Source organism: Streptomyces sp. NPDC031100, assembly GCF_055570785.1.
Map to the genome: position 1 here is coordinate 409,737 of NZ_JBVIGN010000005.1, position 19,314 is coordinate 429,050.

At 72.4% G+C, this 19,314-nt stretch carries 15 protein-coding genes; 12 read left to right on the forward strand and 3 right to left on the reverse strand.

All coding sequences use genetic code 11. The features are described from left to right. Positions 1-831: 831 nt before the first annotated feature. Genes ACZ5DS_RS17730 through ACZ5DS_RS17740 form a run of 3 tightly spaced genes read left to right on the forward strand, consistent with a single transcriptional unit; the run spans position 832 to position 5,620 of the window. Complete coding sequence (locus ACZ5DS_RS17730; protein ID WP_468239082.1) at positions 832-2,409, forward strand: tetratricopeptide repeat protein; 1,578 nt, start codon at positions 832-834, stop codon at positions 2,407-2,409. Beyond that, positions 2,406-3,968: a HoxN/HupN/NixA family nickel/cobalt transporter gene (locus ACZ5DS_RS17735; protein ID WP_468239084.1), complete on the forward strand. Its 1,563-nt coding sequence runs from the start codon at positions 2,406-2,408 to the stop codon at positions 3,966-3,968. Before ACZ5DS_RS17730 ends, ACZ5DS_RS17735 begins: the two co-directional genes overlap by 4 nt. A 44-nt stretch (positions 3,969-4,012) precedes the next feature. Continuing rightward, complete coding sequence (locus ACZ5DS_RS17740) at positions 4,013-5,620, forward strand: serine/threonine-protein kinase (protein WP_468239087.1); 1,608 nt, start codon at positions 4,013-4,015, stop codon at positions 5,618-5,620. A gap of 4 nt (positions 5,621-5,624) precedes the next feature. Here ACZ5DS_RS17740 and ACZ5DS_RS17745 read toward each other — a convergent pair whose 3' ends face one another. Continuing rightward, positions 5,625-6,434: an SGNH/GDSL hydrolase family protein gene (locus ACZ5DS_RS17745; protein ID WP_468239089.1), complete on the reverse strand. Its 810-nt coding sequence runs from the start codon at positions 6,432-6,434 to the stop codon at positions 5,625-5,627. A gap of 272 nt (positions 6,435-6,706) precedes the next feature. Between ACZ5DS_RS17745 and ACZ5DS_RS17750 the strand changes: the two genes are divergently transcribed. The 5 genes from ACZ5DS_RS17750 (at position 6,707) to ACZ5DS_RS17770 (ending at position 13,916) form a co-directional block, all read left to right on the forward strand. Continuing rightward, positions 6,707-7,141 carry a hypothetical protein gene (locus ACZ5DS_RS17750; protein ID WP_468239092.1) on the forward strand — a complete coding sequence of 145 codons (435 nt, stop codon included), beginning with the start codon at positions 6,707-6,709 and terminating at the stop codon, positions 7,139-7,141. Positions 7,142-7,530: 389 nt separating this feature from the next. Beyond that, complete coding sequence (locus ACZ5DS_RS17755) at positions 7,531-8,352, forward strand: glycosyltransferase family 2 protein (protein ID WP_468239094.1); 822 nt, start codon at positions 7,531-7,533, stop codon at positions 8,350-8,352. Continuing rightward, positions 8,349-9,389 carry a glycosyltransferase family 2 protein gene (locus tag ACZ5DS_RS17760; RefSeq protein WP_468239097.1) on the forward strand — a complete coding sequence of 347 codons (1,041 nt, stop codon included), beginning with the start codon at positions 8,349-8,351 and terminating at the stop codon, positions 9,387-9,389. Before ACZ5DS_RS17755 ends, ACZ5DS_RS17760 begins: the two co-directional genes overlap by 4 nt. Next, positions 9,386-10,186 (forward strand): polysaccharide deacetylase family protein, encoded by an 801-nt coding sequence (locus tag ACZ5DS_RS17765; protein ID WP_468239100.1) that lies wholly within the window; start codon positions 9,386-9,388, stop codon positions 10,184-10,186. The genes ACZ5DS_RS17760 and ACZ5DS_RS17765 overlap by 4 nt, the downstream gene beginning before the upstream one ends. Beyond that, entirely contained in the window at positions 10,179-13,916 is a 3,738-nt protein-coding gene (locus ACZ5DS_RS17770) for a lipopolysaccharide biosynthesis protein (RefSeq protein WP_468239102.1), read from the forward strand. The genes ACZ5DS_RS17765 and ACZ5DS_RS17770 overlap by 8 nt, the downstream gene beginning before the upstream one ends. Positions 13,917-13,934: 18 nt before the next feature. Here ACZ5DS_RS17770 and ACZ5DS_RS17775 read toward each other — a convergent pair whose 3' ends face one another. After that, complete coding sequence (locus ACZ5DS_RS17775) at positions 13,935-15,359, reverse strand: GH39 family glycosyl hydrolase (RefSeq protein ID WP_468239105.1); 1,425 nt, start codon at positions 15,357-15,359, stop codon at positions 13,935-13,937. A gap of 110 nt (positions 15,360-15,469) precedes the next feature. Between ACZ5DS_RS17775 and ACZ5DS_RS17780 the strand changes: the two genes are divergently transcribed. Then, on the forward strand, positions 15,470-16,564 hold the full coding sequence (locus ACZ5DS_RS17780) for a DUF5925 domain-containing protein (RefSeq protein WP_468239108.1): 1,095 nt from the start codon (positions 15,470-15,472) through the stop codon (positions 16,562-16,564). A gap of 66 nt (positions 16,565-16,630) precedes the next feature. After that, positions 16,631-17,401: a DUF72 domain-containing protein gene (locus tag ACZ5DS_RS17785; RefSeq protein WP_468239111.1), complete on the forward strand. Its 771-nt coding sequence runs from the start codon at positions 16,631-16,633 to the stop codon at positions 17,399-17,401. A 12-nt stretch (positions 17,402-17,413) separates the two neighbouring features. Here the strand turns inward: ACZ5DS_RS17785 and ACZ5DS_RS17790 are convergent, their stop codons facing one another. Next, positions 17,414-17,782: a GntR family transcriptional regulator gene (locus ACZ5DS_RS17790; RefSeq protein WP_468239113.1), complete on the reverse strand. Its 369-nt coding sequence runs from the start codon at positions 17,780-17,782 to the stop codon at positions 17,414-17,416. A 72-nt stretch (positions 17,783-17,854) separates the two neighbouring features. Here ACZ5DS_RS17790 and ACZ5DS_RS17795 point away from each other — a divergent pair, with 72 nt between their 5' ends. Beyond that, positions 17,855-18,784 (forward strand): GNAT family N-acetyltransferase, encoded by a 930-nt coding sequence (locus ACZ5DS_RS17795; protein WP_468239115.1) that lies wholly within the window; start codon positions 17,855-17,857, stop codon positions 18,782-18,784. Continuing rightward, positions 18,765-19,301 (forward strand): ribonuclease FAU-1 family protein, encoded by a 537-nt coding sequence (locus ACZ5DS_RS17800; protein ID WP_468239117.1) that lies wholly within the window; start codon positions 18,765-18,767, stop codon positions 19,299-19,301. Before ACZ5DS_RS17795 ends, ACZ5DS_RS17800 begins: the two co-directional genes overlap by 20 nt. The last annotated feature ends 13 nt before the right edge of the window (positions 19,302-19,314 follow it).

The following is a 19,314-nucleotide window of genomic DNA, read 5'->3' on the forward strand; positions in this document are numbered from 1 at the left end:
TCGTCCGCCTCGGAGCCTGCCGAGTCGGCCGCGCAACCCACCCTCCCGGGGCCGGAGCCCGCCGAGTCGGCCGCGCCACCCACCCTCCCGGGGCCGGAGCCCGCCGAGTCGGCCGCGCCACCCACCCTCCCGGGGCCGGAGCCTGCCGAGTCGGCCGCGCCACCCACCCTCCCGGGGCCGGAGCCTGCCGAGTCGGCCGCGCCACCCACCCTCCCGGGGTCGGAGCCTGCCGCGTCGGCGCCGGAGCCGCCCGCGCCGGCGGAACCCGCCGAGCCGGCCGCCGCACCCACCAAGTCGGCGCCGGAACCGGTCGCTTCGGCGGGGCGGGAGCCTGCCGTGCCGGCAGCGGCGCCGACCGAGCCAGCCTTGCATCCAGCCGAGTCTGCCGCGGTGCCTGCTCTGCCGGGGTCGGAGCACACCGAGCCGGCCTCCGGGCCTGCCCTGTCCGAGCTGGAGCCCACCAAGCCGACCTCCCAACCTCCCCGGTCAGCCGCGACCCCCGCCGCATCGGCGACGATGCCTGTCGAGTCGGCCGCGGCGCCTGCCGTGTCGGGGTCGGCGCCTGCCGTGTCGGGGTCGGCGCCCGCCGCGTCAGGGCCGGAGCCCACCCAGTCCACCTCGGCACCAGCCCTGTCGAAGCCGGAGCCCGCCAAGCCCGCCTCCGAGCCCGCCGAGCCGGCAATGGCTCCCGCCTCGTCGACCGCCGGGCCCGCCCTGTCAGCACCGCAGCACACCGAGCCAGCCTTCAGGCCCGCCGAGTCGGCAAACGCGCCCACCACATCAGCGCCGGAGCCCACCCAGCCGACCTCGGCGCCGGCCCTGCCGGAGCCGATGCCCGCCAAGCCCGCCTCCGAGCCCGCCGAGCCGGCCGCAGCCGCCGCCACGTCGGCGCCGGAGCCCAGCCAGTCGATCTCCAAGCCTGTCGAGTCGGCAACGGCGCCCGCCGTATCGGGGGCGGGGTCAACCGTTTCCGCAGGGGAGTTCGGCGCGGCAGGGACCGCCTCCGGTGTCTCTGAGTTGCCGTCTTCCGGAGCCGGGGGCGATCAGCGTGTGGCGGCCGTTCGTCGGGTCGCCGCTGCTGGGCGACGGTGGCGGGCTGTGCAACTTCTCGGATGTGCAGCCCTGTTGGCCGTGGCGATGACCGGTGGGGCGATTGCCGTCGGGGCCGCGCGGGACAGCGGGCCGGTGTCGGTGGCGGCCGCTTCCAGTGGTGTCGACCCCGCCGTGCTGGGCGGCGGTGATCTGGACGCGAGTATTGCCGCTCTCCAGTCGCATCTGCGGTCTCAGCCACGGGACTTCGGCAGCTGGGCCACTCTTGGGCTGGCGTATGTCGAGCAGGCGCGGACCAAGGGTGACCCCGCCCGGTATCCGCAGGCCGAGAAGGCCCTGAAGCGGTCCCTGGAACTGGCGCCCGGGAACGACCAGGCCCTGGCCGGGCGCGCCGCACTCGCCGCCGCCCGGCACGACTTCAAGAACGCCCTCACCTATGCGGACCAAGCCCTGGAGCAGAATCCGTACAGCGAACGCGCCCTGTCCTCGCGCATCGACGCACTGGTCGAACTGGGCCGGTACGCCGAGGCGGCCCGCGCCGCCGAGACCGCGGACGCGCGCAAGCCGGGGGTGCCGGTCTTCACGCGGTACGCGTACGTACACGAGCTGGGTGGCGACGTGACGACCGCCCGGCGCGTGCTGAAGCAGGCCCTGGCCGCGGCCACTTCGCCGGGCGATGTCGCCTACGTGTCCGCCCAGCTCGGCCAACTCGCCTGGAATCAGGGCGACTACGACTCCGCACTCACCTACTACGCCCGAGCGCTGGCCGCCGACGAGAACTACCTCCCCGCGCTGGAGGGCCGGGCCCGCGCCCAGGCGGCGCGCGGTGACCGGGACGCGGCGATCAGGGGACTGCAGACCGTGGTCTCCCGTTATCCGCTGCCCGGACCGCTCGTCGAACTCGGGGAGTTGTACGAGGCCCGCGGCGCGGCCGGCGACCGGGCCAGGGCCCGCGACCAGTACGCGCTCGTGGACGCCTGGACCGCCCTGGCCCGCGCCAACGGCGTGAACGCCGACCTCGACACCGCGCTGGCCGCCGCCGACCACGGCGACAAGGCGTCCGCCCTGCGCGCGGCCCGCGCCGAATGGGCTCGCCGCCACACGGTGCACACCGCGGACGCCCTCGCCTGGGCGTTGCACGTCAACGGCCATGACGCAGAAGCCCTTTCGTACGCCCGTCGGGCCACGGCGACCGGCTACCGCAGCGCCGCCTTCCTCTATCACCGCGGCATGATCGAGCTGGCCACCGGCGACAAGGAGGGGAGCCGCGCCTCCCTGACGGCCGCCCTGAAGCTGAACCCCGGCTTCTCGCCCCTGGGCGCGGAGCGGGCCCGCAAGGCCCTGGAGGCCGCGAAGTGAACCTGCGCCGCCCGCTCGCCTCCGCCGCGGCCGTCCTCGCCGCCGCCTGCGCCCTCGCGCTCACCCCGGCCACGGCCGCGAGCGCGCACCCCCTCGGCAACTTCACCGTCAACCGCTACGACGGTCTCGTCGCCGCCCCCGGCCGGCTCCGCGTCGACCATGTCGAGGACCTCGCGGAGATCCCGGCCACCCAGGCCAAGCCCGACATCCAGCGGCTGGGACTCACCGCGTGGGCCGAGCGGCGCTGCGCCGAGGCCGCGCAGGACAGCAGGCTCACCATCGCGGGACGCGCCGCCCCGCTGGCCTCCGGCTCCGCCCACGCCCAGCTGCGGCCCGGGCAGGCCGGGTTGAACACGCTGCGCGTGGAGTGCCGGTTCACCGCGCCGCTGCCCCAGGGGAAGTCCGTCGCCCTCGGCTTTCACAGCGCGGGTGCCACCAGCGGGCCCGGCTGGCGGGAGATCACCGCGCGCGGCGACCGCATGACGCTCACCGCGACGGACGTACCGAAGAAGTCGGTTTCGCACGAACTCACCAGCTATCCCAAGGACTTGCTGTCCTCCCCCGCCGACACCGCCACCGCCTCCCTGCGCGTGCGCCCCGGCGGCCCGGCCCTCGCCGAGGAGCGGCAGGACGCCCCGGGCGCCTCCGTGCTGCCCCGGGGCGCCGACCGCTGGACGCGCGCCCTGGACGACCTCGTCGCCCACCACGACCTCACCGTCGGCTTCGCCGCGCTCGCCCTGCTCATCGCCGTCGTCCTCGGCGCTATGCACGCCCTCGCGCCGGGCCACGGCAAGACCCTGATGGCCGCGACGGCGGCCGCCCGCGGGGGCCGCGCCCGGCTGCGGGACGTGCTTCCCCTGGCCGCCTCGGTCACGGTGACCCACACCCTCGGCGTGGTCGCGCTGGGCCTGCTCGTCACGGCGGGCTCCGCCGCCACGCCCTCGGTGATCGCCTGGCTGGGCATCGCCAGCGGCGCCCTGGTCCTCGTGGCGGGCGCGAACCTCGTACGCCGGGCCTGGCGCAACCGTGCGCACGCACACACCCATACCCATGTCCACGAGGAGGCGGAGGAGCGTCAGTTGGCCGGCGTGGGCGCTCACCACGGAACAGCCCATGACCATCACGATCATCATCACGATCACCATCACGGGCACTCTCACCACCACGCCGTCGAACACACCCACGGCGGCCACACCCACACCCACCCCACCGCCCCCACCCTCCGCGGCACGATCCTGCTCGGGTTCGCCGGTGGTCTGGTGCCCAGCCCTTCCGCGGTCGTCGTACTGGTCGGTGCCGCGGCGCTCGGCAAGGCCTGGTTCGGTCTGCTGCTCGTCGTGGCGTACGGCGCCGGTCTTGCACTGACGCTCACGGCGGCCGGGTTCGCCGTCGTCAAGCTGGGCTCGGGCGTCACCCGGGTGCTGGACCGGCGCCCGCGCTGGACCGCCCACCCGGCGGCCGCCGTGGTGCGCCGGACGCTGCCGCTCGTCTCCGCGTTGACCGTCGTCGCCCTGGGTGCCGGATTGGTGCTCAAGGGGGCCGCATCCGCCCTCGGCTGAGCTACTTTTGCGGAGAAACACGTCAGATTCCGTGGGGGGCGCCCGTGTCCGAAGAGCCGGGCCGTGAACGTGTGATCGCGGGCCGCTACCGCCTGCTGTCCCCGCTGGGCGAGGGCGGCATGGGCACCGTGTGGCGCGCCCGCGACGAGGTGCTGCACCGCGAGGTGGCCGTCAAGGAGGTACGGGCCCCGGCCGGGCTGCCCGCTTCGGACGTGGAGCGGATGTACGCGCGCCTGGAGCGCGAGGCATGGGCAGCGGCCCGGGTCGCCGACCGCAACGTGGTCACGGTGTACGACGTGGCGATGGAGGGCGGCCGCCCCTGGATCGTGATGGAGCTGGTGCGCGGGCTGTCCCTCGCCGACCAGCTGGAGTCCGAGGGTCCGCTGACCCCGCAGCGGGCCGCGCGGATCGGTGCCGAGGTGCTGTCCGCGCTGCGCGCCGCGCACGCCGCCGGGGTGCTGCACCGGGACGTGAAGCCGGCCAACGTGCTGCTGGCCGACGACGGCCGGGTGGTCCTCACCGACTTCGGCATCGCGACGGTCGAGGGCAGCTCGGCACTGACCATGACCGGAGAGGTGGTCGGCTCCCCCGAGTTCCTCGCGCCGGAGCGGGCGCTCGGGCGTACCCCGGGCCCGGAGTCGGACCTGTGGTCGCTGGGTGTGCTGCTGTACGCGGCCGTCGAGGGCAACACCCCGTTCCGGCAGGACACTCCGCTGAGCACCCTGCGGGCCGTGGTGGACGAGGAACTGCCGCCGCCGTACCGGGCCGGACCGCTCGCTGCGGTCATCGAGGGCCTGCTGCGCAAGGACCCCGCCGAGCGGCTGTCCGCCGAGCGGGCCGAGCGGGATCTGCGGCTCGTCGCGGCGGGCGGGGCTGCCCGCACGGAGGCGGCGCCGGTCTCGCCGTACGCCCCGACGGTCGCGGCCCAGCCGCAGCGGCCGTCCCCCGCCCGGCAGAACACACCGCCGATGCCTCTCTCCGGCGGGTACCCGGAGCCGCAGACCACGGCCGTCGAGCCGGAGCGCGGCCGGCGGGCCGGCATCGTGCTGGTGGCCGGTCTTCTCGCGGTCGTCCTGGCGGTGGCCGGTCTGACGTACGCGCTGCTCAACCGGGACAACAGCGGCGGCGACGGGAACGCCGGCGCACCCACCGGCACGGCGAGCACCACCGCACGCTCCGCCTCGCCGAGCACCAGCCCCCAGTCGGACACCGGGGCGCCGCCGCCCGCACCGAGCAGCAGTGCGCCGAGCAGTCAGCCGGCCCAGTCCGTGCGGGTCACGCTGACGGGTTCGCACACGGAGTACGACGGACCGTGCCCGCCGCCGACCGCGCAGGCGCCCGCGTTCACCGCGACGTTCACGGTGGGGCGGCTGCCCGCACAGGTGGAGTACCGGTGGGTACTGGCACACGGGTCGGTCTCCGACCCGGGGTGGAAGACGCTGTCGTTCCCGGCGGACGGCGGGAGGACCCAGCAGGCGCAGGTGGTCGTGACCGCCTACTCCGACAGCGGGACGGTCGAGAACGAGATCAGCGTGGAGGTGCGCAGTCCGGTGCGGACCACGTCGAACGCGGTGCCGTTCTCGGTGACCTGTGCGACGGCGGCGACGGAGACCCCGTCGGACGGGGCCTCCCCTTCGCCGTCAGCCTCCTGACGGATCAGGCCGCCGCGTTGGTGAGCACCGGCAGATAGCCGCCGGACTGGCCGGACGCGGTCGGGTGGTACGACTCGCCGATGCTGAGCCAGTTGACGCTGTGCAGCCAGGAGCTGCCGGAGCAGATCTCGTGGCCGGAGAACGTGGTGCGGACGTCGCCGAAGACGAAGTTGTGGTCCAGGGCACGCTTCTGGATGGCGGCGTCGATGTAGTCGGCCGCGTTGTTGATCGCGGAGCGCTTGGTCTCGGAGAGGCCGAGGCAGCTCTGGCCGAGCAGGTAGAAGCGGGGGTAGCCGAGGACGACCACCCGGGCGGACGGGGCTTTGGCGCTGATCGCGTTGTAGACGGCGTCGAGCTTGCCCGGAAGCGTCGAGTCGACGTACGCCTTGGCGCTGTTGATCCGGGACAGGCAGCTGCTGTCGGACGAGATGACACAGGTCGTCATGACGTCGGAGAAACCGGCGTCGTTGCCGCCGATGGTGATCGAGACCAGGGCGGTGGCGGAGTTGAGCGAGCCGAGCTGGCCCGCGAGCACGTCGTCCGTCGTGGCGCCCGAGCAGGCGTTGAAGGCGAACGAGGACGGGCTGTGCGCGGCGTTCCACAGGTACGGGTACGCCTTGGTGCTGCGGTCGCAGCTGCCGCTGGAGCTGATGTAGCTGCCCGCTCCTACTCCGGAGGAGTAGGAGTCGCCGAGTGCCACATAGCCACCGGTCGCGGCCGTCGAAGACGCCTGCGCCGTGGCGGCCCCGGTGAGGGCGAGGCCGGCGGCGAGGAGGAGTGAGGTCACGTATGCCGCAAATCGGGAACGTCTCATGGAACCTCCCTTTAGCAGGATCTCTGCCACAACTGTCGTAGCAACTACGCGTGTTGACGGGAAGTGTTCATGCCAAGACTTTTCATGCCTCAACGACGTCTCGACGGGATCGATCCAGGACGTTCACGCTCCGGTTATAGCGTGTGCATGTCAGATCGGTTGACAGCTCGTCAGCTCACCGACTTCCGACAAGGACCGTCGTCTTGACGGCCCGCGTCGCCCTGCGCCACATTGAAGTCCGGCATCCGGCGCGTCGGGGGGCAAAGTCGCCAATGCAGACGTTAGGCATCAAGACACCTTCATCAGACGGCGCCGGGGACGACACCGAGCGAGCCGGGTCAGGGCCGGGGAGGGACCTGTCGCCGCTGCTCGCAGGGGCGGCCACCGCCGTCGGCGCGGTCGGCGCCCTGCTCGCGCTCGCCGACATCGGCTCACCGCTGCGCGGACCGTGCACGCTGTCCTTCCTGCTCATGGCGCCGGCCGTGCCGATCTGGGCGGCGCTGCGCGGGCTGGAACGCTTCGGCCGGGCGGTCACCGCGCTTGCGGGCGCGGTCGTAGTGAACATGCTGGTTGCCCAGGGCATGTTGGCCGTGCACCGCTGGTCGGCCCGGGGCGGGGTCGTCGCCATGACCGCGCTCAGCCTGTCACTGCTCCTGCTCGTCCTCGGCCGGGAGAAATTCCGTTCGAGGAAACACCCACAAGGGTGACGAACAGTGGCCAAAGTTGCGTAACGGCCAAACCAACAAAAACGTGAGACGCCGTTCCAGGTCTTGCCATTCTGCTTCAATCGTCAATACCGTCGTACATCTCACCCGCATCGGTCCGTCAGCACACGGTTCAGGGGAGGGCTCAGGGCCGTGACGTTCCGGCGCGGGGCGCGGTAGGGGGGTGCCGTGCTCGGTGACCGCACTTGTGACCGAGTCGTGCCGCGCGACCGGCTGCCGTCTCTTTCCGGCAGACCGGCCAGCTTTGCCAGCTCGTCCGAATGCACGGAGATCATTTCGCCGTGCCGAAGATGAGAACCCCCCTTTCGAACCGGACACAGAGCCGGGCCGCCCAGGGGCGGGCGGTCCACCGGACGAGAGGGACCACACTCATGAGTTCTGTTCTGCATCCGCCGAGTTCGGGCCGTGATCCTTTACTGGCCGCCCACTATCGGCCCATCTCCTCTCACCTGGCGATCACTCCGCCGGTGAGCGTGGTGATTCCCGCCATGAATGAGGCGGAGAATCTGCCCTACGTCTTCAAGACCCTTCCGGACTGGATACACGAAGTGGTTCTCGTGGACGGCAATTCCACCGACGACACCGTCGAGGTGGCCCGCTCGCTGTGGCCCGAGGTGCGGGTCGTCGAACAGCAGGGCAAGGGCAAGGGGGATGCCCTGATCACCGGGTTCGAGGCGTGCACCGGCGACATCATCGTGATGGTCGACGCGGACGGCTCGGCCGACGGCAACGAGATCGTGTCGTACGTCTCCGCCCTCGTCTCGGGCGCCGACTTCGCCAAGGGCTCGCGCTTCGCCAACGGCGGCGGCACGGACGACATGACCTTCATCCGCAAACTCGGCAACTGGGCGCTGTGCACCATCGTCAACGGCAAGTTCGGCGCCCGCTACACCGATCTCTGCTACGGCTACAACGCGTTCTGGCGGCACTGCCTCGACAAGATCGACCTCGACTGCACCGGCTTCGAGGTCGAGACGCTGATGAACATCAGAGTGGTCAAGGCGGGGCTGAAGGTGCAGGAGATACCCAGCCACGAGTACCTGCGCATCCACGGCACGAGCAACCTGCGGGCCGTGCGGGACGGGTTCCGGGTGCTGAAGGTCATCCTCGGGGAGCGCTCCAACCGGCGTGCCCTGCGCCGCGAGGCCCGACACGCGCGACTGCTGAACACCGGGCAGGGAGAGGTGTCTTGAGAGATCCCGACATCTCCGTCGTGATCTGTGTGTACACCGAGGACCGCTGGGAGGACATCCTCGCAGCGGTCTCCTCGGTGCGCGCGCAGTCGTATCCGGCGCTGGAGACACTCCTGGTCGTGGACCACAACCCGGCCCTGCTGGACCGGCTGGCCCGCGAGTACCAGGACGCCACCGGTGTGCGCGTGCTCGCCAACGCCGGGCCGCGCGGCCTCTCGGCCGGCCGCAACACCGGTATCGCCGGCTCCCGCGGCGAGGTGATCGCCTTCCTGGACGACGACGCCGTGGCCGAGCGGGACTGGCTGCGCCGCTTCGCCGAGGGATACGCCGATCCGTGCGTGATGGCGGTCGGCGGCCGTACGGTGCCCGTCTGGGCGTCCGGGCGGCGCCCGGCCTGGTTCCCGGAGGAGTTCGACTGGGTGGTGGGCTGCACCTACCGGGGGCTGCCGCCCGGCCGGGTCCGGGTCCGCAACGTGCTGGGCGGAAACGCTTCCTTCCGGCGTACGGCGTTCGAGGCGGCGGGCGGCTTCGCGACCGGCATCGGCCGCGACGGCGACCGGCGCCCGCTCGGCTGCGAGGAGACGGAGCTGTGCATCCGCCTCACCCGGGCCCGCCCCGACGCGGTCCTGCTCATCGACGACCGCGCGGTGATCCACCACCGGGTGCCCGAGAACCGCGAGCACTTCGCGTACTTCCGCACCCGCGCCTACGCCGAGGGACTGTCGAAGGCGCTGGTGGCCCGCAGCGTCGGCGCGGACAAGGGGCTGGAGTCCGAACGCCGCTACACCACCCGGGTCCTGCCCGCCGGAGTCGCCCGCGGCCTGCGGGACGCCCTGCTGGCCCGCCCGGGCGGCGCGGGGCGCGCGGGCGCGATCGTCGCGGGGGCGCTCACGGCGGCGGGCGGGTACGTGATCGGCAGCGTACGGGCACGACGAGGTGCGCCGACGTTCTCCGTGGTGCCGGTGGGCACGGGCGCGGGGAGCGAAGGGGTGGACCTGAGCGACAGGGGCGGACGGATCGAGGGGGAACGCCCATGAGTGACACGGCCGTACCGATCCTCATGTACCACGCGGTGGCGAGCGCGCCCAACGACGCCACCCGGGTTCTGTCGGTCGCGCCGGAGGCCTTCGCCGAGCAGATGGCGGTCATCGGTGACCTGGGCCTGACCCCGGTCACCACCGCCGACCTCGCGGCGCGCTGGCGGTCCGGCCGCCCGCTGCCCGACCGGCCGGTGCTGATCACCTTCGACGACGGCTACGAAGGTGTCCATCGGCATGCCCTGCCCGTGCTCGCCAAGCACGGCTTCCCGGCCACGCTGTTCGTCTCCACCGGCTGGATCAAGGGCGCGTACGACACCGGAGGCGGCCTGGACGCCATGCTCGACTGGCAGCAGGTGCGCGACCTCGCGGACACCGGGGTCGAGATCGGCGGGCACAGCCACACCCACCCGCAGCTCGACCAGCTCGACGACGCCACCCTGCGCGCGGAGCTGGTCCGCTGCACGGAGATCGTCACCGGCGAACTCGGTGCGCGTCCCGTGTCGTTCGCCTACCCGTACGGCTACTCCAGCCGCCGGGTCCGCACCGCGGTGCGCGCTGCCGGGTACGCCCAGGCCCTCGCCGTCGGCAACGGCCTCGCCCGCCGCCGGCAGGGTCCCTACGCCCTGCACCGCGTCACGGTCCGGCGCAGCACGGGCGTCGAGGAGTTCGAGCGGCTGCTCCAGGGCCGCGCGATCGCCCGCACCTTCGCCAGGGACCGTGCCCTCACCAAGGGGTACGCCCTCCTCCGCAGAGCACGCCAGGTCCGCCGGAAGGCCATCCGTTCCCGTGTCTGACACGACCACCACAACCGAGTCCGCGACGTCCGGGCCCGAGGCGCCCGCATCCTCCGGGCGCCGTCTTCGGCTGCCCGGGACGGGCCGGTCGTCCGGCGGCAGCCCGTTGTTCCGCAACGCCTACGCGCTGATGCTGAACACCGGCATCTCCGCCGTCCTCGGGCTCGGCTTCTGGCTGGCCGCGGCACGCTACTACTCCGAGTCGGCGGTCGGCCAGGGCTCCGCCGCCATCGCCGCGATGAAGCTGCTCGCGGGACTCACCGCGGTGACCCTGACCGGTGCCCTGGCCCGCTTCATCCCGGTGTCCGGCCGGCGCACCGGACGGCTGATCTTCCGTACGTACGCGGGCAGTTCGCTCGTCGTGGCGGTCGCGGCGGGCGTGTTCCTGCTGACCCTGGACGTGTGGGGGCCGTCGTACCGCTTCCTGCACGGGCCGGTCAACGGGCTCGGCTTCATCGCGGCAGTCGTCGCCTGGAACCTGCTCACCCTCCAGGACGGCGTGCTGACCGGGCTGCGCAGCGCGCCCTGGGTGCCGGTGGGCAACACCCTGTTCTCGGCGGTGAAGCTGGGGCTGCTGGTCGCGTTCGCCGTGGCGATCCCGGCCACCGGCGTCTTCGTGTCCTGGGTCGCCGCGATCGCCACCTCGGTGGTGCCGCTGGGCTGGCTGGTGTTCCGGCGGCTGGTGCCCCGGCACGTGAAGGCGACCGAGGGCCACGCCGAACCGCCGGCGCTGAAGGAGATCGGGCGGTTCCTGGCCGGGGACTACACCGGCTCCCTGTTCTCGCTCGCCGTGGTCTACCTGGTCCCGGTGATCATCGCCTCGCAGGTCAGCTCCGAGGAGAACGCGTACTTCTACATCACGACGACCATCGGCGGCACGACCAACCTGCTCGCCATCAACATGGGCGCGTCCCTGACCGTCGAGGGCTCGCACGACCCGGGGCGGCTCGCCGCCGACACCCGCGCCGCGCTCAGGCGGATGGCCCGGATCATGCTGCCGATCGCGGGCGTGCTGTTCGCCGGCGCGCCCTGGATCCTGGGCGTCTTCGGCGACGGCTACGCGGACGCGGCGACCCCGCTGCTGCGCTGGTTCGCGGTGGGCGCGGTGCTGCGGGTCGTCATGGAGACGTACTTCGCGGTGCTGCGCGCGCAGAGCCGTACCGCCGGACTCGCCTGGCTGCAGGGCCTGTTGTGCGTGCTGGTGCTGGGTCTGACGCTGCTGCTCCTGCCCCGCATGGGCCTGACCGGCGCGGGCGTCGCCGAGATCTCCAGCCTCGCGGTGATCGTGGCGATCGCCGCGCCGAAACTGTGGCAGACCCTCCGGTCCGCACCTGCCGACCCGCCGGAGACGGCGGCACCGGACGGAGACCTCGCCGACCTGGTCCCTGCGACCGCCCCGGCGCACCGGCACAGCCCGGCCTGGGCGCTGGACAACGACACCCTCGCCCTCGGCATCCACGTCGACTTCGACCACGTCGAACGCCGGCCGGACGTCCGCCCCGGCCCCGGCACCCCGCCCGCGGGCACGCCCGTACCGCCGCCGGTCGAGCGGGGCCGAGAGTGGGGGACGGAACCGGGTGCCGAGGCGTCGCTGGGTCCGGCCGAGGCGGCGCTGCTGAGGGAGGCGGGGGCCGACGCGCCGTTCGAGGAGGCGGCACCCCCCGCCGACGCCGTAGCCGACGACGTCGTGGAAGAGGAGCCGGCCGCCCGGCCGACGCCCACCCGCTCCGGAGTCGTCCTCGGCTGTCTGCTGATCGCCGCGCTGCTGCTGTACTGGGTGCCCGCGCTGCGGCTCGGCGAGGCCGACCTGGCCGGGATGGGCGGGCTCGGCCTGGTCTCCGTGCTGCCGCTGCCGACGCTGGTCGGGGCCGGCCTGCTGATCACGGTGTTCGCCTCGCTGCTCTGGCTGCGCCGCGAGCACCGGGCCCTGTTGCTGGTCACGCTGCTGGCGACCGTGGTGTCCCTGCACGCGCTGCCCGCGGTGCTGGAGACCGAGCCACGCTTCCCCACGGCCTGGCAGCACCTGGGCTTCATCGACTACATCGACCGCACCGGATCCGCCGTGCCCGACCTGGACGCCCGCTGGAGCTGGCCGGGCTTCTTCGCGGCGGCCGCGTTCGTCGCCAGGGCGTGCGGGGTCGACGACTTCACGGAGATCATCCGCTGGTGGCCGACGGCCATCCAACTCGCCTATCTGGCCCCGCTGTTCCTGCTCACCCGCTCCCTGCGGGCGAGCTGGCGGGCCAAGTGGACCGGCGTCTGGATCTTCGTGCTGAGCGGCTGGGTCGGCCAGGACTACTTCTCCCCGCAGGGCTTCACCTACCTCCTCTACCTCGTCTTCGTGGCGATCCTGCTGGTCTGGTTCCGTGCTCCGCAGGTGATCTGGGTGAAGTTCCGCCCCGGGGAAGCCGAGGTGCAGCCCACCGACCGGCGTCAGCGGGCCGTGCTGCTGATGGTGGTGATCGGCCTGTACGCGGCGAGCGTCCCGGCGCACCAGCTCACCCCGTTCGTGATGCTCGGCGTGCTCGCGGCGCTGGTGCTGCTCGGCCGCTCCGAACTGCGCGGCCTGCCGCTGCTGTTCGCGGTGCTGGTCGCGGTCTGGGTCGGCTTCATGGCGGAGCCGTACTGGTCCGGGCACTTCGACGACCTCTTCGGCGGGGTCGGCGGGGTCGGCAGCAATGTCTCGACCTCCGTCTCCGGCCGTATCCAGGGGGGCAGTTCGACCCACAAGCTGGTCCTGTACACCAGGGTGCTGCTGGCCGGTTCGGTGATGGCGTTCGCCTGCTGGGGCTGGTGGCGGCGGCGCTTGCACCGGTACCGCGAGCGGTCCCTGCTGGTGCTCACCTTCGTCCCGTTCCTGGGCTTCGGCATGCAGTCGTACGGCGGCGAGATGGCGCTGCGCGTCTTCATGTTCGCCGTGCCCGGCGCGGCCCTGCTGGGCGGCCTCGCCCTGTTCCCGCGCACCGGTGCCACCGCGCAGGAGCGCGCGAAGGAGCGGGTCGGCCTCGCTCCGCTGGCCGCGCTGCTGGCCGGGCTGCTGCTGATGGGCGGCTTCCTGGTGGCCCGGTGGGGCAACGAGACGTTCGAGCGGACCCGGCCCGGCGAGGTCGCGGCCATGGACTGGGTGTACGCCCACGACCGGCCGACCCTGCGGCTGCTGTGGCTGAGCCAGGACCCGGTCAACGACGTGACTCCGGCGCTGCCGTGGGGCGCCCGCGACATGGAACGGGTGAACTACCTGCCGACCCAGGCACCGGTCGACCCGGTGCTGGTGTCGGGCCTGGTCAAGGCGCTCAAGGACGCGGGCCCCGACTCGTACCTGATGATCAACGAGAGTCAGGTGACGTATCTGGAGCTGGACGCGGGCTACTCGCCGACCTGGGAGTCCCGGCTGATCCACCACCTGGACGACCGGCAGGAGCTGACGAAGGTCCTCGTCAACGACGACGTCACCGTCTACGCGCTGCGCAGGCAGCCGGCGGGCCCGGTGCCGAAGCCGAACCCGGGCCCCATCGGGCCGCAGGTGACCTGGACGCCGTGGTCGGTGGTCGGCGCGCTGGCCGCCGTCGCGCTGATCCTGCTGCTCACCGCGCGCGAGGTGGTCCTCCGGGTCGCGATGCGGCCGAGCTCGCGGCGACTGCGCCGGCTGCAGGGCAGCTTCTGGTTCTCGCTGCCGCTGCTGGCGGTGCTGCTGGCCTCGCTGGTGCAGCGGTTCCTGACGCTGAAGTGACGGGTGCGGGGTGGTGGCTCAGCGGTCGAGCCACTTCACCTCGTAGGCGTGCAGGTCGAACCGCTTCCCGTCGACCTGCGCGCTGATCGCCCGGTCGAGGGTGTTGACCACGAGGACCTTCTCGGCGCTGGCCAGCACGCGCACGTTGGGCACGTCGTCCTGGGCGACGGGCACGGTCCGGTACGCGGTCCCCGGCGGGAACGCCTGGTCGAACCGGGACAGCAGGTCGTACATGGGGAGTGCCTTGCCCCCGTCGGCGCCGTCCGTCGGGGTCCACAGGCAGCCGGGGCAGTCGGTGCCCTTCTCCTCCTCCGGGTTCCAGTAGAAGCCGGAGTCGGCGCCGCCCTTGGCCATGGCGATCAGACCGGTGGCGTGGACGGCGAGGCGACGGGCCTCGGACCAGCCCCGGCGTTCGTCGTTGCCGTCGGCGGGCTCGACGTAGTACTCGGCCCACCACAGGGGCAGGTCGTGGGTCCGCTGCCGTACCCACTCCCCGACCGCGGTGAGCTTGTCGGTGGCCGCGAACTCGTCGGGCAGCAGATCGTCGTCGTCGGTGTAGCTGGCACCGTCGACGACCACGAAGTCGGCGCCGGCCTTGTGGCGGTTCCAGTAGTCGAAGGCGTCGAGAACCCGCTGGTCCATGGCTCCCCAGGCACCCCGGAACGTGGTCGAGGCGTTCTCCTTCCTGCGTGGGTCGACGCTGTCCATGACGAGGTACGGACCGCCGACCATGATGTCCTTGTCGACCTTCTTCAACGCCTTGTGGACGAGGTTGTACATCGCCGTGTAGCCCTCGTAGTCCCAGCGGCCCTCGACGTTGTTCCAGAAGCCCTTGAACTCGTTCCACACGATGAAGTGGCGCACGTCGGGATAGCGCCTGGCGACGGTCGCGGCGAGGTCGGCGAAGTCCTGGTAGTGGTCGCGAGTGGGCGCGGTCTCCAGCGCGGTCTGGCTCCAGTCGGTGTTGCCGACGCCGGCCCGGCCGCCCTTCATCCAGTCCGGCGAGCAGCACAGCGTGACCACGGGGGTGCCGCCCGACCTGCGGATGAAGTCGATCCGGCGGTCCATCGCAGCGAAGTCGTAACGGCCCTTCACCGGCTCGGGGTTGTCGGCGCCCCAGCCCATGAGGGCCTGGTCCTGCGGCAGCCCGCCGTCCTTCGCCAGCAGCTGCTCGACCCGCGCGACGGCCGTGCCGCTGCCCTCGTCGGCGCTGTGCCGGGTGTGGGTGAACCCCCAGCCCACGTACGGCTGCGGGCGCGCGGGCGGGGTGGCGGGCGTGCCGTGCACCTTGTCGCCCTCGCGCGAGGTCCCTTCGGTGCTCGCGCCGCTCCCGGGCAGCGTGTTGACCAGGGTCACCACCAGGGCCAGAGCGGCCACACCCACACCGAGCAGGGCGGTGAGCCGCCAACGCCCCATCTTCGTATACCACCCATGACGTCCCATCAAGGACAACAGTAAGGGCGGACAGCGCGGTGGGGGCAGGTCTTGGGAACACCCGGAACAAGCGGAGGAAATGCCGTGCGCGGAGCGCACCTGTGCCGGATCATGGCGGCATGTCTGCCAACCCACACGACGCTCTGCCGATCCGGCTCCACGTCGACGACTCCGACTCGCCGTCCGACGTCGTCGACGCGCTGTTCCTCGGCCGCTTCGCGACGGGCGAGCAGCCGTACTCGCACGCGGCGAACATCGACCGGGTGCGCTCCGGCGCGACCCTGCTGCCGGACGGCGCCCGGGTGCTGCGGGTCGCCCGCGACGAAGACCGCAGCGCGACCCTCGCGGAGGGCGACGGCTGGACCCTGCTGGTCTCCCGCTGGAACCGCGGCGCGGACGTGACGGTGACGGCGACCACCGCCGAGCTGGCGAAGAGGGTCCTCGACCAGGCCACGGACGGCGCGGCCGACGAGCCGGAGCCGCAGCCGGAGAACGTGACCATGGGCTTTTGGTACGTGTCCCCGCGGCGTGGCCCGCACCGCACCACCCGCCAGATCTCCGCGGGCACCTGGGACGAGGTGCGCCCCAACTACACGGCTCCCGTGGCGGACGCGATGGACCGCCTGATGAAGACGACCCCGGAGGACATCGCGGGCCGGCTGCTCCTGCTGCACGGCCCGCCGGGCACGGGCAAGACCTCGGCCCTGCGCACGCTCGCCCGTTCCTGGCGGGACTGGTGCCAGGTGGACTGCGTCCTCGATCCCGAGCGACTGTTCTCCGACGTCGGCTATCTGATGGACATCGCGATCGGTGAGGAGGACTCGGCGGGCAAGGGCCGCTGGCGACTGCTCCTTCTGGAGGACTGCGACGAGCTGATCCGCGGCGAGGCCAAGCACACCGCGGGCCAGGCCCTGTCCCGGCTGCTCAACCTCACCGACGGCCTGCTCGGCCAGGGCCGCAACGTCCTGGTCGGCGTGACCACCAACGAGGACCTGGAGCGCCTGCACCCGGCCGTGGTCCGCCCCGGCCGCTGCCTGGCCCGTATCGAGGTGGGCCCGCTGACCCGCCGCGAGGCGGTGAACTGGCTCGGCTCGGAGGAGGGCGTCGGGCGGGAGGGCGCGACCCTGGCCGAGCTGTACGCGCTGCGCCGGGGCACGGCGCCGACGTCGGTGCCGGGGGCGCGGGACGGGGCGGACGCGGGGCTGTATCTGTAGATCGGTAGATCTGCAGGAGCCGGTTTCGGGTGCTGTGACGGATGCTTCGGGTGCTTTGATGGATGTATGACCCTGTTCGTCGGCACGTCCGGGTGGCAGTACAAGGACTGGCGGGGGGTGCTGTACCCGGGCGACTGTCCGACCCGGCTGTGGCTGGAGGAGTACGCGACGCGCTTCGCCACGGTGGAGATCAACAACGCCTTCTACCGCCTGCCGACGCGGGAGAACTTCGAGGCCTGGCGGGACCGGGTGCCGGACGACTTCGTGGTGGCGGTGAAGGCGAGCCGGTACCTCACGCACATCAAGCGCCTGAAGGACCCCGAGGAGCCGGTCCACCGCCTGATGACCCACGCGGCGGGCCTGCGCGACCGCCTGGGCCCGGTCCTCCTCCAGCTCCCGCCGACCCTGCGCGCGGACCCGCCCCTGCTGGACGCCTGCCTGGCCGCGTTCCCCTCGGCCACGAGGGTCGCCGTCGAGCCGCGCCACGACTCCTGGTGGACGCCGGAGGTGCGCACGGTGCTCGAGTCCCGGGGCGCGGCCCTGTGCTGGGCCGACGTCCAGGCGCACCCGGTGATCCCGCTGTGGCGCACCGCCGACTGGGGCTACGTCCGCTTCCACGAGGGCCGGGCCCAGCCTTGGCCGCGCTACGGCAAACGGTCCCTGGAGACATGGGTGGACCGCATCGCGACGACCTGGTCCGACGGCCACGATGTGTATGCGTACTTCAACAACGATCCGGGCGGGGCGGCGGTGGAGGATGCGGTGGTGTTCGGGAGGGCGGCGGGAAGGGCGGGGTTGACGGTGACGCGAACACCGGAGCTGACGACACACCGGTAAACCGAAAACCCCCTACTCCCCATAAGCCGCCCGCAGGGCATCCCGCACGGCCACCAACGCCTCGTCCTCGGTCAGCCCAAGCCGCCGAACCCGCTCGGCGTATGCCTGAGCGGCCAAGGACGCCTCACGCACCGCTGCCGAGCCGGCGGCAGCCACGAACGTTCCGTTGCGCCCCCGCGTCTCGATCACCCCGTCGCCCTCCAGCGCCCGGTACGCCTTGGCCACCGTGTTCACCGCGAGCCCCAGCGACTCGGCCAGCCCGCGCACGGTCGGCAGCCGGTACCCCACCGGCAGCACCCCGGACCGCGCCTGCTCGGAAATCTGCGCCCGCACCTGCTCGTACGGCGGCGCGCTGTCATCGATGTGGATCTTCAGGCTCACAGGGCCGATTGTCCCGCACCCGCAGGAAAATCAGAGGCATCACCGGCACATCACCCCGTACGGTGCCTCCTCATGACAGTGATCGTGCGCGACCTCCGACCCGACGTCCCGGCCGACACCGAGGGCTTCGCCCGGGTCCGCCGGCTCGCCCTTCCGTACATCCTGTTCACCGCGGACTCGGTCCGTCACAACGCCGTCCACACGCACCCCGACGCCCGCTACCGCCCGCTGATCGCGGAGGAGGACGGGGAGGTGATCGGCACCGCCCAGGTGCTCCTCGCCCACGACAGCCCCGAGCCGGGCCAGGGCCTCCTGAACGTCTACGTCCGGCCGGACCGGACCGGGCGCGGTGCCGGCCGGCTCCTGCTGCGGGCCGGCGAGGAGCACCTCGCCGCCGAGGGCGCGACGAAGGTGTTCACCTGGGTCCTCGACGAGCCGGCCAACCACCCCTTCGCGGAGCGGCACGGCTACACCAGAGGCAGCACAGCCCACTTCCTCCGCCTCGACCTGGCGAACGGCACCCTCCCGCCGCTCCCGGAGGTCCCGCAGGGCGTCGAGCTGCGCCCGGCCGCCGACTTCGCGGACGACCCGCGCCCGCTGTTCGAACTGGACGCGGAGACGGTGTCGGACGAACCCGGCGAGGTCTCCGTCGAGTTCACGGACTACGACGCATGGCTCGATCAGTACTGGAAACATCCGCTGCTCGACCGCGAGCTGACCATGGCCGCGGTCGTCGACGGCCGTCCGGTGGCCTTCAGCGTGGCCTACACCGACGGCGCCACCCGGTACTCCACCGCGATGACCGGCACCTCCCGGGCTCACCGGGGGCGCGGCCTGGCCAAGCTCGCCAAGATCCACTCCCTGTACCGGGCCCGCGCTGCCGGCATCACCGAGGCCTTCACGGGCAACGACGCCGGGAACGATCCGATGATCGCGATCAACAAGTGGATCGGGTACGAGATCTGCGCGACGGAGGTGCGCTATGTCCGCGAACTCGGCTGAGCCCACGGCCCGGGTGGAGGTCGTCCTCGTCAAGGGCGGCCGTACGAAGATCCGTTACCCCGCGGAACTGCTGGCCGACGACGGCGTCCGCATCTCCGTCCGCGCCCCGTGGGCGGGCGAGGGCGCCCGCGACTTCGGCTTCGTGCGCTTCGAGGCGGGCGACGTGTTCACCGAGCACTACTGGCGGGACCGCTGGTACTCGGTGAAGGAGGTCCGGGCCGGCGACGGCACCGTCAAGGGCTGGTACTGCGACATCACCCGCCCGGCCGTCCTCTCCCACTCTCGGACATGCTCGAGCGGGGGGACCCCCATCGGCGCCGAGCTGGTCGTCGAGGACCTCGACCTGGACCTGTGGCGCTCCGCCGACGGCAAGGACGTACGGCGCCTCGACGAGGACGAGTTCGCCGAGAGCGGGCTGGCCCGGACGGATCCCGAGGCAGCGGCCGCCGCCGTGGCCGCCCTGGACGAGCTGGAGACGCTCGCCCGCCGGGGCGGCTTCGAGGACCTGCTGGCCTGAGGGCCACCGGCCC

Excerpts from the sequence above, each read along its gene's own strand:
- ACZ5DS_RS17730 (WP_468239082.1), top strand. The coding sequence starts at position 832 with ATGCCCGCCAAGCCCGCCTCCGAGCCCGCCGAGCCGGCCGCAGCCGCC.
- ACZ5DS_RS17745 (WP_468239089.1), bottom strand. The coding sequence starts at position 6,434 with ATGAGACGTTCCCGATTTGCGGCATACGTGACCTCACTCCTCCTCGCC.
- ACZ5DS_RS17750 (WP_468239092.1), top strand. The coding sequence starts at position 6,707 with ATGCAGACGTTAGGCATCAAGACACCTTCATCAGACGGCGCCGGGGAC.
- ACZ5DS_RS17755 (WP_468239094.1), top strand. The coding sequence starts at position 7,531 with ATGAGTTCTGTTCTGCATCCGCCGAGTTCGGGCCGTGATCCTTTACTG.
- ACZ5DS_RS17765 (WP_468239100.1), top strand. The coding sequence starts at position 9,386 with ATGAGTGACACGGCCGTACCGATCCTCATGTACCACGCGGTGGCGAGC.
- ACZ5DS_RS17775 (WP_468239105.1), bottom strand. The coding sequence starts at position 15,359 with ATGGGACGTCATGGGTGGTATACGAAGATGGGGCGTTGGCGGCTCACC.
- ACZ5DS_RS17780 (WP_468239108.1), top strand. The coding sequence starts at position 15,470 with ATGTCTGCCAACCCACACGACGCTCTGCCGATCCGGCTCCACGTCGAC.
- ACZ5DS_RS17785 (WP_468239111.1), top strand. The coding sequence starts at position 16,631 with ATGACCCTGTTCGTCGGCACGTCCGGGTGGCAGTACAAGGACTGGCGG.
- ACZ5DS_RS17795 (WP_468239115.1), top strand. The coding sequence starts at position 17,855 with ATGACAGTGATCGTGCGCGACCTCCGACCCGACGTCCCGGCCGACACC.
- ACZ5DS_RS17800 (WP_468239117.1), top strand. The coding sequence starts at position 18,765 with ATGTCCGCGAACTCGGCTGAGCCCACGGCCCGGGTGGAGGTCGTCCTC.